A 13,093-nucleotide genomic window follows, 5' to 3' on the forward strand; every position below is an offset into this window, starting at 1 on the left:
GCGCCTTGCCCAGCGAACGCCCCGCGGCGACCGTGATGGTGTTTCGCCCTCTCAACTTTGGCGCTTCTGTGCGGATGCTTTTTTGATATCACTCAACGTAGGATTCTTTCTGTGATAGGTAAGTGCCTTATTCACTTCATGGTGTGTACCGGGATTCCCTATTCATGAAATGAGGCCTACGCTTGAGGTGATCAGACAGATCGTTGCTCTACCGGGATGGGAGCCGACGCTTTCTCGCATGAGGAGATAAGCCATGGCCAAGACAGCGCATCCAGGTGGGCCCGACACGGTAGTCGCCGCCAGCAGCAAGACAAAGACCAACTCCGGCAGGCGCAGGTTTATCCGTGCCACCGGCGCCGCGGGGCTTGCCGCCGGCCTTGGGCCTTTCGTGATCACGCGCCACGCCCGCGCGGCGAAGCGCACGCTGAAGGTCCTGCAGTGGAACCACTTCGTGCCCGGCTACGACAAGTGGTTCGACGACACCTATGTGAAAGAGTGGGGCCAGAAGAACGATACCGAGGTGGTGGTCGACCACGTCGGCATTCCCGCGCTGGCCACGCGGGCGGCGGCGGAAGTGTCGGCGCAGAAGGGGCATGACCTGTTCATGTTCCTGTCGCCGCCGCCGGTGTACGAGGAACAGGTCATCGATCATGGCGAGATCTACGAGGAGTGCCAGCGCAAGCATGGCAAGCCGGTGGAGCTGGCGATCAAGAGCACCTACAACCCCAAGACGAAAAAGTACTTCGCCTTCTCCGACAGCTTCGTGCCGGACCCGATCAATTTCCGCAAGGACCTGTGGGACGAGGCCGGCATGAAGCCGCCTGACACCTGGATGGATCTCCTGGCCGCCGGGCGCAAGATAAAAAGCAGCCGCGGCATCCCGATCGGCGTCGGGCTGTCGGCGGAGCTCGACACCGCGATGGCGATGCGCACTATCCTGTATGCCTTCGGCGGCTCGGTCCAGGATGAACGGCACGCCGTGGTACTGAACTCAAAGAACACCCTGGAAGCGGTCAAGTTCGTCAAGGCGCTGTACCAGGAGACGATGACCCCCGAAGTGATGGCGTGGGACCCGTCATCCAACAACCGCGCCATGCTGGCCGGCAAGATCTCGCTGTGCCTGAATGCGATTTCCATCACCCGCGAGGCGGAGAACAAGAACCTGGCGATCGGGCGCGACATCTGGCTGACGCAGGCGCTGCAGGGGCCGGCGCGGCGCATCGCGTTGGAGCACGTGATGGACTGCTATGTGATCTGGAAGTTCGCAGAGAACATTGCCGGCGCGAAGAAGTTCCTGGTCGACTATATCGACAATTTCAGGCAGGGCTTCCTGGGCAGCGAGTTCTACAACTTTCCGTGCTTCCTCAGTACCGTGCCCGACCTGCAGAAGCTGATCGCGAACGATCAGAAGGCCGCACCGCACGACAAATACAAGGTCCTCGGCGCGCTGATGAACCAGGCGACCAATGTCGGCTATCCCGGCTATGCGAACGCGGCCATCGATGAGATCTTCAATACCTGGGTACTCAACACCATGTTTGCCAAGGCAGCCACGGGCGACGAGACGCCGGAGAACGCCGTCCGCATTGCCGACGCCACCTGCAAGCGCATTTTCGCCAAGTGGCGCGAGAAGGGCATGGTGTAGCGCGATCTTGACTGTCTATGGCTTCCGTGGAAGTTCGCTCGCTCACCAAGCATTTCGATGGCGCCAACGCGGTCGACAACGTCGACCTTGGCGCCCGCGATGCCGAGTTCCTGGTCCTGCTGGGGCCTTCCGGCTCCGGCAAGACCACGCTGTTGCGCCTGATTGCGGGGCTGGAGGCGCCGAGCGGCGGCGATATCCTGGTCGACGGGCGCGTCGTCACGGCATTGCCGCCCCGCTTGCGCAACATGGCCATGGTGTTCCAGAGCTACGCCCTGTACCCGCACCTCAATGTGTCGGAAAACATCGCCTTTCCGCTGCGGGCCCGGCATGTATCGCGCGAGGAGGCTGAGCGCAAGGTGGGCTGGGCCGCACAGCTGTTCGGCATCGACCATCTGCTGCAGCGCAAACCGCGCCAGCTCTCCGGCGGGGAACGCCAGCGGGTCGCGCTGGCGCGCGCAGTGGTGCGCGAACCGGTGGCGTTCCTGCTCGACGAACCCTTGTCCAACCTCGACGCCAAGCTACGCACTTCGGCACGCGACGAACTGCAGCGCTTCCAGCGGCGGCTGGCCATCACCACCGTCTACGTTACGCACGACCAGATCGAGGCGCTGGGGTTGGGCGACCGCATCGCCATTCTCGACCATGGCAGAGTCCACCAGATCGGTACGCCGCAGGAGGTCTACGAGCATCCCGCCGATCTTTTCGTCGCCACCTTCATCGGCTCGCCGCCGATGAACCTGATGGAAGCCGACGGTGTCGTGACCGGCTTCCGGCCCGAGCATTTCCTGCCGCGCGAAGCCTATCCTGCGGAGGGGGCGCTGCGACCTTTCATGGTGGACGTGACTCGCATCGAGAACCTGGGATCGGACCGCCTGATCTACGGCAGGCTGGAGCCGCCGCTACCGCAGGCCAGCGTGGTTTCGCGCATTCCCTGTACGGTGACCGTGCCGATCGCGACCGGCGGCGGACACCGCTTTGTGGTGCCCGAGCACAAGCTGCGCCGCTTCGATGCCAAATCCGGCGCCAGCCTGGGAGGCTCGCCGTGAAGCTGCTGCACGTCGCGACCAGGCAGCCTGCGCAGGAACGGGCGCGGCACCCCGTGCCACGCCTGGCCGACGACGACGGCTGGCTCGGCCGCGTCATGCTCGCGCCGGCGGTGATCTACATCGCTCTGCTGGTCGGCTTTCCGTTCCTGCTGTCGCTCTACTACAGCCTGACGGATGTCACGGTGGGCAGTCACGCGCTGCACTTCGTCGGCCTGCGGAACTTCCGCCGCGTGCTGGAGAGCGACACGTTCTGGCGCTCGCTGGGCAACGCGCTCGTATTCACGCTGGTGTCGCAGGTACTGGTAGTGGTGCTGGGCAAGATGCTCGCTATGGCCCTGTACAGCGACTTCCGCGGCAAATGGCTGGTGCGCCTGCTGATCCTGTTGCCATGGGTGGCGCCGATCTCGCTCGGCACCATCGGCTGGCTGTGGATCTTCGATCCGGTCTACAGCATCATCAACTGGATTTTGCGCGCGGTCGGGGCGCTGGGGCCGCATGGCGGGCCGGTGTGGCTCGGCCAGCCGGATCTGGCGATGGCATCCGTCATCGTGGTTGACGTCTGGCGCTTGCTGCCGCTGGCGACGGTGATCATCCTTGCCGGCCTGAGCGGCATCCCGCAGGACATCCACGACGCCGCCGAGATGGACGGCGCGGGCTTCTGGCGCCACCTGTTCCTCATCAATATTCCGCTGGTGATGCCCATCATGCTGGTGGCGCTGCTGTTCGGCATCGTGTTCACCTTCACCGACATGATCATCATTTACGTGCTGACCCGCGGCGGGCCCTACGACACCACGCAGGTGCTGGCCAGCCTGGCCTTCTTCACCGGCATACAGGGCGGTGACCTGGCGGAAGGCGCGGCGATCTCGCTGTTCCTGTTCCCCGTACTGGCGGCTGTCGTGATCGTGCTGCTGACCGTAGCGCGCCGCACGGAGGTGACCTGACATGCGCCCTGCTGGCATCACTTACCGTCGCTGGGCCGCTCGCGGCGCGCATTTTGGCATCATCGCCGCCTTCGTGGCGTTCTGCGCGTTCCCGTTCTACTGGATGCTGATCACCACCTTCAAGGACGTGCATGACCTGATCAACACCGCCAACAACCCCTTCCTGTTCAACCTGCCGCCTACGCTGGACAACCTGCGGGTGCTGTTCGGCGAGACCCGCTATGTGCGCTGGGTGCTCAACACGCTCGTGGTGGCCGTTGGCGTGGTGGGAATTACGCTGCTGCTGTCCGTGCCCGCTGGCTACAGCCTGGCATGCCTGTCGGGACGCTGGGGCAGGCAGTGGGCCATCGGCATCTTCCTGACCTACCTGATCCCGCCAACCATCCTGTTCATCCCGTTCTCGCGCATCATCGGCGCGCTGGGCCTGCAAGATTCGCTGTGGTCGCTGGTGCTGGTGTACCCCAGCTTCACGGTGCCGTTCTGCAGCTGGCTGATGATGGGATTCTTCAAGGCGGTGCCGCGCGACATCGAGGAAGCCGCGATGATGGACGGGCTAAGCCGCTTCGCCGCCTTCCTGAAAGTAGTGGTGCCGTTGTCGTCGAGCGGGATCCTGACCGTGGTCATCTTCAGCGCCACCTTGGCAATGCAGGAGTTCGTCTACGCACTGACCTTTATCACAAGTTCGTCGCAGTACACAGTGGGCGTGGGCGTGCCGACCTTCCTGGTGCGGGGCGATGTGTACTTCTGGGGGTCGCTGATGGGCGCGTGCCTGATCGTCAGCGTACCGGTGGCGGTGCTTTACAACAGCTTCCTTGACCGCTTCGTGGCCGGGTTTACCGTCGGCGCGATCAAATAAGCCTCAATCACACTGTGGGTGATCTGCTGCATCGTTCGCTGCCAAAGACCGATCGACCTTCACCACGCCGGCATCGCCGCCGATGGGGGAGCTTGCGGCAACCGGATCCCCGGCGGCCAGTCACTGCAGCGCAGCAGCGGCTGGCTGCTGCCGGGCACGGCCATTGCCGCCACCTGTGGCGCCATATAGCGCAGCAGATGCACGGCCAGCGCGCTTGTAAAGCTGTAGTGCACTGCGTAGGGCGCCATGGCGCTAATGGTCACGGTCCCAAAGAAGCGCTCGCCCAAAATGAACACAAAGGTCGCCGAGCGGCTCACCGAGCGCGATGCGATTCGCCGCCCGCCCGTCGCGTACACTTGGAAGCGCTGGTCTCCTGTGCCAGTCTTGCCCGCCACCGGCAAAGGTATCCCGCCCTTGCCGGGCACGACAAAGGCGCCATTGATCGACTTGGCCGTGCCACGCTCCACCACATCCAGCATTGAACGCCGCACCACCGCTGTCAGCTCGGCAGGCAGTAACCGCTTCCCCGGCAGGGGCTGGAGGACAAAGCGCGTCGCATAAGGTGTATTGGCCGCAAACTCCAGGCTATGGACCGTGGTGTTTTGCGTGACAACGCCGTCATTGAGGATGATGCCGGCCAACTCTGCCAGCGCGGCGGGCCGGTCGCCCGAGGCGCCAATGGCAGTTGCATAAGACGGCGTCAACGAATCAAAGGGATAGCCCAAGCGCTGCCAGCGCTTCGCGATGCGCTGGAATGCCTCCCGCTCCAGCACGGTGCGGATGCGATTGTCTTGAGCAGACTTGCTGTGGGAGCGAAACAGCCAGCGGTACACCGTCTGGCGTTCAGCCGTGCTGTCGCGCAGGATCTGCGACAGCGTGGCGTCAGGATGCTTACCTAGGTATTCCACCATCCAAAGTTCCAGCGGGTGGATGCGCGACAGATAGCCGCGGTCATTGAGGTTGAACTTGTCGTGCCCATACTTGCGGTACAAGGCCGGCAGGTCCTCGCCGGCCAACTGCTTGGCGGACCTCCGTGAGCGCATGATGCGGACAAAGCTGTCCTCGTCCAAGTCCGGCCGGGCGCTCAGCAGCGTGACCGACAGGCGCACCGCGGTGTAGTGCGGCGTGCTCAGTTGCACGCGCCCCAGCAGCGTCGCCAGGCGCTGGTCTGAATCCTTGCCACGGTAGTGCTGGTAGAAGCCGGTCATGTAGGCCGCGCCCTCCTGGTCGGCAAAGCGTTCCAGGTAGGCACGGCGCTCAGGCGAATGGCGGTCTTCGAAGAGGTTGCTCCTGTCGGGCCGGGCGTGGAACATGTCATGGCGCACGATATCGCGCATGATGCGGATGAAGACCAGGTTGACCGAATGCTGGAAACCTTCTCGCACAGTCATGATGCGCTCGCCCTCCCAGCGCTCGAAGTTACTGAAGCTCTGCAGGCCGCCTCCGGTAAAGAAGGCTTCGCCCGGGTTGCCAGAATACTTGCGTTCCATGGCGGCTTCCAGCATCGGGGTCAGTTCGCGGTCTGCCGGCGAACGCGCCTGGGTCAGGTAATCGACTGCCCAGCGGCTGAGCGCATCCTGCTTCGCCAGCTTCACGCCGGCCAGCTCCACGCGGCTCATGCCGGCATAGCGGGCATGCAGCTCGGTGACGATCTCCAGGTAGGTGACCAGCGTGCGCAGCTTGGCGGTGGAGCCCAGGTTGAGGCGGGCGCCGCTGTTGATGTCGAACGGCTGGTCCACGTTGTCTGCCTGCACCCGCACCACGCTGGCATTGCCCACGCGCTCGAACAGTGTGAAACTGGCCATTAGCTTCGACGGGTCATCCTGGTCGCGCAGCATGTTGTGCCCATATAGGCCCATCTTACGGGCATCATCCTTGTTCTTCAGGCGTAGTAGCGTTTGGGTCGCCATTCGCTGGGCTTCGCGGTTGATGGTGCCGTCCACGGTCAGGTCCAGGCGGTCCATGTCATAGCGGCTGTCGACTCCGGTCAGCCTGCCAATGTCAGCACGCACGCGGTTGATGGCCTTGCGGGTAATGAAGGGTTCCGCTGTTAACTTTGCCGGGGGCGCGGCCTTGTCAAGCGGCTGCTGCAACGCAGCATCGCGAAGTTGCGGCGTAATAATCCCGTTCGCGGCCAGCAAGCGCAGGTAGCTGCCGGTCAATGCATCCAGGTTGGTGTCGTCGCGGCGCAGGTGGTACGACGGCCGGCGCTGCGAGATGATCAGCGACAGCGCGCGCTTGAAGGCCAGAGCCTCGCGGCCAGCCGGAGCGCGGGGGTCCATCTCCCTCATGAGCCGGTTAACCCCGCCGAAATCCTCCCCGTACCAGACCCACAATGCGTCGCCGATCCCATTGATCTCGCCGAAACCCGCGCGCGCGGACAGTGGCACCGTATTTAGGTAGTCGACCACAATGCGCTCACGGGCACGCCGTGTGTCCGGGCCGTCCGCGTAGGCCCTCAGCGAGGCCGAGGTCATCTGCCGGAACTTCTCCCCAATCGATTGCGTGCGGCCTTCAGGTGAGTGCCGGTACTTCTCGATCTGCGTGGCCAGGGTGCTGCCACCGGGAGATTCATGCGAACTGTCGACTAGCCGGATGAGCCGGTCGATCGCAGCCCGCGACAGACGTTTCCAGTCTAGCGCCGGGTTCAAATTCGGGTACTCGGGGTTAAGCAGCCCTTGGTTCTCCACGAACAGAAGTGCGCCAACCAACACCGGCGGCACCGCTCCAAAATCTTCATACTGCCGCTGCGGATAGCGTTCGAAATCCAGCGTAAGACCGTTGCAGTCGCGCAGCGCCAAGCCGGCCTGACTTTTTTCTCGGTACGGGGGAAAGATCCCATATTCCATCATCCGAACCATCTCGGGCGACATGCGCGCCTGCTCCGCCAGTACGTAACCGCGCTGCGTCAGCCGCTCGGCAAAGAGCGGCATCCCGCCATAGCCCAGGCGAGCGTCATAAGGACCGGAACGTGGGAAGGAGATGCTGTCGCTGGCACCCGGCCGCACCTCGAACGTTAGTTCCTGGCTGAACTGGCCCAGCAGGCGCGCCTGCCATAGCGAATTTCGCACTTCGCTGGCGACGAGACTATAAGCGACATACCCGCCCCCACAGAGGGCCAAGAAAGCAAAAATCCGGCCACGTCGCAACACGTCACGGCTCTCCGGTTACCAACGCACGTCGGCGATGCAGACTACCGCCGGCTTCAAGCGTGAATGAGGCGGGCCATCTTTCGCGTGTACCACCTATCTACATATTACAAGCCACGCAAGGCGTGTGGGTGCGTGGCTGTGACCGCGCAAAAAAGGTAGGCTAGCAAAATTGCAGTCGGATTCTCGGGCAATGGAGAGCACGACTGGTCCATATATGACTGCAACTAGTCATTGAGCACGGCCCTATTCCGGCACCGAGAAAAGCAGATTGGCTTGCGACCAGTCATCGCGCACTGGGAATGCTCGATACCAGCGCAAGCGCGCACACGGAGCGTATGTTCAACCTGTTCCCAAGGCTGGGCGAGCGCCGCAGGCAAGCCAGCGGCACGCTTTCCGGGGGCGAGCGTCAGATGGTCGCAGTAGCGCGGGCGCTGATGGCGAACCCCAAAGTACTGATGCTGGATGAGCCATCGGCCGGCCTGTCGCCCAGCCTGGTGGACACGCTGTTCTGCAAGATGCGCGAGGCGCGGGATCTCGGCGTGACGATTCTACTGGCCCATCATGACAACCCCCGGCGCAGCCCGAGAGAGAGTTCTACGATCTCCGGGTTGCCAAGCAGTTCCTTGGCACTGCCCGTGACGCGATCCCGGCCCTGTGCCAGCACGTAACCCCTGTCGGAAATGGCTAGGGCGGCCTTCGCGTTTGCCCGACCACATTGCAGGCGCCGCCGCGTTCGGCCCGCTCACGTTCGGCTGGAGCGCTTCCTGATCGCACTGGCCGCGGCCGCTGTCATGGCCGCAGCGCTCGCCCTGCTGTTGGACCGGCTGTTCTTCCGTCCCCTGCGCGCCAGCAGTATGGCAGCGACCGTTGTCATTGCGTCGTTCGGCGCCTCGCTGGCACTACGCAATCTGGTGGTATTCGTATGGGGCCCGCAGCCAGAGTACCCACTCGCACGAGATTGCCCTTGTGCAGGAGGTGCTGCCCGGTGTCAGGCTGACCTGCGACGAGATCTTTGTGGTGGTGCTGACCGCGCTACTGATGGTCGCCCTGCATCTCTTCCTGCGCCGCGCCCGACTTGGCAAGGCCATGCGTGCCGTATCAGACAACCCTGCCCTGGCCAGCGTCAGCGGCATTCCCAATTAGACCCGTATAGCCCCAATTGCAGGTTCAGCCCAAGACAGACCACCGCAAAGATCAGCGCCTGGGTCAGGAGGAAGACCGCATAGGAAACGATGCCGCTCATGATCGCTCTCCCAGAATGCCCCTCGGGTAGCACAGCAGGCGGAGAAACATAATCAGAAAGCCCACGGCGGGCTTGTATGTGCCGCGCCGGTCAGGGGCACCTAGATCGACTGGCCAGGCCGATGATCATTCCGACCAGCGCCGCGCCGTAGATGCTGCCGACACCTCCGAGGGATGCCGCCGCAAACATGGGTAACACAAGGGTTAAAGCCCATCTCGGGTGAGATCTGCACCGTCAGGCCATAAAGGACGCCGGCAATGGCAGCCAGTCCGCCACCACCCAGGTCCAGCGGATCACGCCGCGCACATCTTCCGGCCGCGTGGTTTGAGCCGGGAGGAAGCAACCGTATCGCGCGACGCCCGCATTTCCGCCCCGCGAGCGCGTCGGATCGGTCATACCGGTGCACCAGGATAGCCTGCGCGCCGTGTCGGCGTAGCGGCACAAAAACACCTTGATCCACATCAAATATCAGGACATGACATTTTCTATAGTTGTCCTGAAGTCGCCCTTACTCCGGCCGCAGTTCCGGCACGCTGCCGGGCGCCAATCCGAACAAAGGAGATAAGAATGGTCACTCGAATGCTTTGCAATAAGAACAAGCATGCGGCATGGATCCGAGCCTGCACCTTCGCCATGGCGATGACAACCGTATCGGCTATGGCCGCGCCACCCACGCAAGGATCGCGTGGCGGCCACGACTGCGGCCTTGGACCCGGCTACGGAATGATGGGCGGCTACGGCATGGGCATGATGGGTGGCTACGGCATGGGCATGATGGACGGCTATGGCATGGGGCCCGGCATGATGGGCGGGTTCGGTAGTGGGCACGGCGTGATGGGTCCGTTTGGCTGGGACCGCGGACCGGATCTCAAGCTGAGTCCAGAACAACGCACGAAGATTAACGGCATCATGGATGAGACACGCAAGGCACACTGGTCGATGATGGGTGCCATGATGGACCAGCACGCTCGCTTGCGGGATCTCTATGCGGCGCCAAGCCCCGACAAGATCGCCATTGATGACACCTACAAGGCGATCGGCAAGCTGCGCGAGCAGATGTACGACTCTTCGGTAGATGCCCGCAAGCGCATGGAGAGCGTGCTGACCAAAGAACAGCAGCAGACGCTGCGCAACTACTGGCAGTAGCGGTCAGGCCGGCCCCAGAGGCATGGCCCTGGACAATGATGGGCCCGAGTCAGGCATGACGATCCCCCCTGCCTATCGCGTGCTGGCCGTGCACGGCCCCGTGGTCGATGTACGTGGTACGCCCTTGCCTCAGTTGAGCCACGTGCTGACCGCCCGCTTCGATGCAAGAGAACTGGTCATGGTCGTGGCACAGCATATCTCCGAGAACATCGTGCGTGCTATCGCTCTGCATGGAACGGAAGGACTTGCACGCGGCATGGCGGTTGCCGACACTGGCGCCCCACTATCCGTGCCTGCCGGGCCGGCGACTCTCGGCCGCCTGATGGACGTACTGGGCAATCCGCTGGACGGAGGACCGCCCCTTTCCGACGCCCCGAGGCGACCGGTGATGACTGCGCCGCCGCCACTGTCACAGACGCTGCCCGCGGAACATATCCTGCCGACCGGCATCAAGGCCATTGACCTGCTTTGCCCGTTCGTTCGCGGCGGCAAGACCGGGGTGTTTGGCGGCGCCGGAGTGGGCAAGACGGTATTGATGATGGAGTTTATGCATGCGGTGGGTAGCCTGTATCGCGGCGCGTCCGTCTTTGCCGGCGTTGGCGAGCGCATTCGTGAAGGCCATGAACTCTGGCACGACATGCGCGAAGCTGGCGTCATGGAACGTACGGTCATGGTCTTCGGGCAGATGGACGAGACACCGGGCGTGCGCTTTCACACTGGCTTCACCGCACTCGCCTGTGCCGAGGCCCTGCGAGAAGCGGGTCACTCGGAGGTACTGTTCCTGATGGACAACCTGTTCCGCTTTGTCCAGGCCGGCACCGAGATCTCCGGCCTGCTTGGGCGCATGCCGTCAAGCGTGGGCTATCAGCCAACGCTGCAAACCGAAGTCGCGACACTTGAAGAGCGGGTGCTGTCGACCGCCCAGGGTGCGATCACCGCGGTGCAGGCGGTATACGTGCCTGCCGATGACATGAGCGACCCGTCGATCACGGCCATCCAGGCACACTTGGACGCCATCGTAGTGCTGGCCCGCGAGCAGGCAGCGCGGGGCATATACCCCGCGGTCGACCCGCTCGCCTCGAGCAGCCGCCTGATGGACGCGCGGCTGGTCGGCCAGCACCACCACCGCGTGTCCGCGGCTGTGCGCGAGCACCTGGCGCGCTACAAGGAACTCGAGGACATCATCGCGATGCTCGGTATCGACGAGCTTTCGCAGGATGACCGCCGCATCGTGACGCGGGCCCGGCGCCTGCAACGCTACCTGACACAGCCGTTCCAGGTCGTGGCCGACCACACCGGCATGCCTGGCGTGACGGTGCCGCTGGAAACCATGCTTGGCGACTGCGAGCGCTTTCTCGACGGCGCCTACGACGCGCTGACCGAGCAAGCCTGCTACATGCGCGGGGCCATGCCATCATGAGGACATTCACGCTTCAAATGCTCGACGGCCACCGCGCGGTCGATATTGACGACACCACCAGCCTGGTTGCCGCCGACGCAAGCGGCGCCTTCGGCTTGCAGGCTGGCCATGTCGACCTGCTCACCGTCATAGAGCCTGGACTCTTTCGCTATAGGACACGCCACTCACCGGAATGGTGCTACGGTGCGAGCCTCGGCGGCATGCTGCATTGCCGAACGATCCGTGGGCGCACCACCGTGTGCATCGTCAGCGGCCGCTTTCTGGCCCACGCAGACCCGGTGTCACTACAAACGGAGTTCGAGCACATGCTGGAGCGCGAACACCGGCTTCGCGTCAGCACGAGAGAAAGCCGCCTCCAGCTCGATCTGGTCCTGTACAAGCGCATGCAGGAACTCACGAAGGCGGCGCCGTGACCCAGGACGACGACAGACTTCGCCACGCTCTCGCCCGCCAGCTAAGGCAGCTGCGCGATGCGCGGCCCGCCGGCCTCCTCGGCCTGCTCGTCATCGGTGGTACCGCCGGACTGCTTCTGGTAGGACCGGTAATCGCCGGCGCCTACCTGGGACACTGGCTGGACGAACAGGCGGCAGGATATTCCGTGCGCTGGACGGTCAACCTGATATTGCTCGGGCTGCTGGTCGGTGCGGTCAACGTCGTACTCTTCTTTCGCTCGCACGACCGATGAACAACGTCATCGTCTGGCAATTCCATCGCTTGGCCTTCACGGAGCCCATGCTGCTCTCGCTATGCGTAAGCGCGTGCCTCGTCGCGCTGGCCCTCGCACTGCGCCACGCCATTACGCGCGACGACGAAGGCCTGCCACTGGCTGGCGAAATGGCGTACCAGCTCATGCACGATGCCGTCGAGGAAGTGGTGGGCGCCAATTACGTAGAGCGCGTCCTGCCCTTCGTCGGCACGCTGTGGCTGTTTATCCTGCTGGCCAACCTGCTTGGCCTGGTACCCGGACTGCTATCCCCGACGCGCGACCTGTCGGTGACCAGTGCGCTGGCAGTGATCGTGTTTGCCGCCGTGCATGTCTTCGGTATACGCGCGTCCGGATGGAAGGCCTACCTGCGCCACTACCTTGCACCCACCCCTATGCTGCTGCCGTTCCACCTCATCAGCGAGTTCACCCGCACGATCGCCCTGGCGATCCGCCTGTTTGGCAACATGATGAGTCTGGAAATGGCTGCCATGCTAGTACTGCTGGTTGCCGGACTGCTGGTGCCGGTACCTCTGCTGTTGCTGCACGTGGTCGAGGCCCTGGTCCAGGCCTACATCTTCGGCATGCTCGCACTGATCTACATCGGCAGCGCGCTAGAAGCCGGGCAACCGGGCCCCCTCGCGCCATCCCCCCTTGAGGAGCACTGATGAGCGACCTGCATCTGTTCAGCGTAGTTTCGACCGTCGTGGCTGCACTGGCCATCGCACTGGGCGTGTTCTTCCCGGCGCGCGCCATGGGGCAGGCCATTGCCGCAGCGCTCGAAGCGCTTGCCCGGCAGCCGGAGGCCGAAAAGCCGATCAGTCGTACCCTGTTCATCGGCTTGGCGATGATCGAGTCGTTGTCGATCTATTGCCTGGTGATTGCACTCATCATCCTGTTCCGCAACCCGCTGCTGGAATACTTCCTGAAGTAGAGGA

Annotated in this window: 14 protein-coding genes; 12 read left to right on the top strand and 2 right to left on the bottom strand. The window is 63.4% G+C overall.

Translation table 11 applies throughout. The features are described 5' to 3' along the window. The first annotated feature begins 253 nt into the window (after positions 1–253). Genes KHO41_RS24305 through KHO41_RS24320 form a run of 4 tightly spaced genes read left to right on the top strand, consistent with a single transcriptional unit; the run spans position 254 to position 4,491 of the window. Complete coding sequence (locus KHO41_RS24305; RefSeq protein ID WP_211955811.1) at positions 254–1,645, top strand: ABC transporter substrate-binding protein; 1,392 nt, start codon at positions 254–256, stop codon at positions 1,643–1,645. Between the two features lie 17 nt (positions 1,646–1,662). Then, entirely contained in the window at positions 1,663–2,691 is a 1,029-nt protein-coding gene (locus KHO41_RS24310; protein ID WP_211955812.1) for an ABC transporter ATP-binding protein, read from the top strand. Next, positions 2,688–3,635 carry a carbohydrate ABC transporter permease gene (locus tag KHO41_RS24315; RefSeq protein ID WP_244874007.1) on the top strand — a complete coding sequence of 316 codons (948 nt, stop codon included), beginning with the start codon at positions 2,688–2,690 and terminating at the stop codon, positions 3,633–3,635. Before KHO41_RS24310 ends, KHO41_RS24315 begins: the two co-directional genes overlap by 4 nt. Before the next feature lies 1 nt (position 3,636). Next, complete coding sequence (locus KHO41_RS24320; protein WP_211955813.1) at positions 3,637–4,491, top strand: carbohydrate ABC transporter permease; 855 nt, start codon at positions 3,637–3,639, stop codon at positions 4,489–4,491. 59 nt (positions 4,492–4,550) lie between these two features. Here the strand turns inward: KHO41_RS24320 and KHO41_RS24325 are convergent, their stop codons facing one another. Continuing rightward, positions 4,551–7,643: a transglycosylase domain-containing protein gene (locus KHO41_RS24325; protein ID WP_211955814.1), complete on the bottom strand. Its 3,093-nt coding sequence runs from the start codon at positions 7,641–7,643 to the stop codon at positions 4,551–4,553. Between the two features lie 299 nt (positions 7,644–7,942). On the opposite strand from KHO41_RS24325, the gene KHO41_RS41955 reads away from it, so the two are divergent. Together KHO41_RS41955 and KHO41_RS24335 are read left to right on the top strand one after the other, a co-directional pair. After that, positions 7,943–8,311 carry an ATP-binding cassette domain-containing protein gene (locus KHO41_RS41955; protein WP_211955815.1) on the top strand — a complete coding sequence of 123 codons (369 nt, stop codon included), beginning with the start codon at positions 7,943–7,945 and terminating at the stop codon, positions 8,309–8,311. A 199-nt stretch (positions 8,312–8,510) separates the two neighbouring features. Further along, positions 8,511–8,786, top strand: coding sequence for an ABC transporter permease subunit (locus KHO41_RS24335; RefSeq protein ID WP_211955816.1), 276 nt, complete (start codon positions 8,511–8,513; stop codon positions 8,784–8,786). Between the two features lie 334 nt (positions 8,787–9,120). Here the strand turns inward: KHO41_RS24335 and KHO41_RS24340 are convergent, their stop codons facing one another. After that, the gene (locus tag KHO41_RS24340; RefSeq protein WP_211955817.1) at positions 9,121–9,348 is read right to left on the bottom strand and encodes a hypothetical protein; all 228 of its coding nucleotides are present in this window, start codon (positions 9,346–9,348) and stop codon (positions 9,121–9,123) included. Between the two features lie 171 nt (positions 9,349–9,519). Here KHO41_RS24340 and KHO41_RS24345 point away from each other — a divergent pair, with 171 nt between their 5' ends. Genes KHO41_RS24345 through atpE form a run of 6 tightly spaced genes read left to right on the top strand, consistent with a single transcriptional unit; the run spans position 9,520 to position 13,089 of the window. Beyond that, entirely contained in the window at positions 9,520–10,032 is a 513-nt protein-coding gene (locus tag KHO41_RS24345; protein WP_211955873.1) for a periplasmic heavy metal sensor, read from the top strand. A gap of 55 nt (positions 10,033–10,087) precedes the next feature. Continuing rightward, complete coding sequence (gene atpD / locus KHO41_RS24350) at positions 10,088–11,452, top strand: F0F1 ATP synthase subunit beta (RefSeq protein WP_211955818.1); 1,365 nt, start codon at positions 10,088–10,090, stop codon at positions 11,450–11,452. A 17-nt stretch (positions 11,453–11,469) separates the two neighbouring features. Next, a complete protein-coding gene (locus KHO41_RS24355) occupies positions 11,470–11,865 on the top strand; it encodes a hypothetical protein (RefSeq protein ID WP_211955819.1) in 396 nt (131 codons plus the stop codon). Next, positions 11,862–12,137 (top strand): AtpZ/AtpI family protein, encoded by a 276-nt coding sequence (locus KHO41_RS24360; protein WP_211955820.1) that lies wholly within the window; start codon positions 11,862–11,864, stop codon positions 12,135–12,137. Before KHO41_RS24355 ends, KHO41_RS24360 begins: the two co-directional genes overlap by 4 nt. Beyond that, positions 12,134–12,823 (top strand): F0F1 ATP synthase subunit A, encoded by a 690-nt coding sequence (locus tag KHO41_RS24365; protein ID WP_211955821.1) that lies wholly within the window; start codon positions 12,134–12,136, stop codon positions 12,821–12,823. The genes KHO41_RS24360 and KHO41_RS24365 overlap by 4 nt, the downstream gene beginning before the upstream one ends. Next, a complete protein-coding gene (atpE, locus tag KHO41_RS24370) occupies positions 12,823–13,089 on the top strand; it encodes an ATP synthase F0 subunit C (RefSeq protein ID WP_211955822.1) in 267 nt (88 codons plus the stop codon). Before KHO41_RS24365 ends, atpE begins: the two co-directional genes overlap by 1 nt. The last annotated feature ends 4 nt before the right edge of the window (positions 13,090–13,093 follow it).

This window comes from Cupriavidus numazuensis, assembly GCF_905397435.1.
In the GTDB taxonomy this organism is placed as follows: domain Bacteria; phylum Pseudomonadota; class Gammaproteobacteria; order Burkholderiales; family Burkholderiaceae; genus Cupriavidus; species Cupriavidus numazuensis.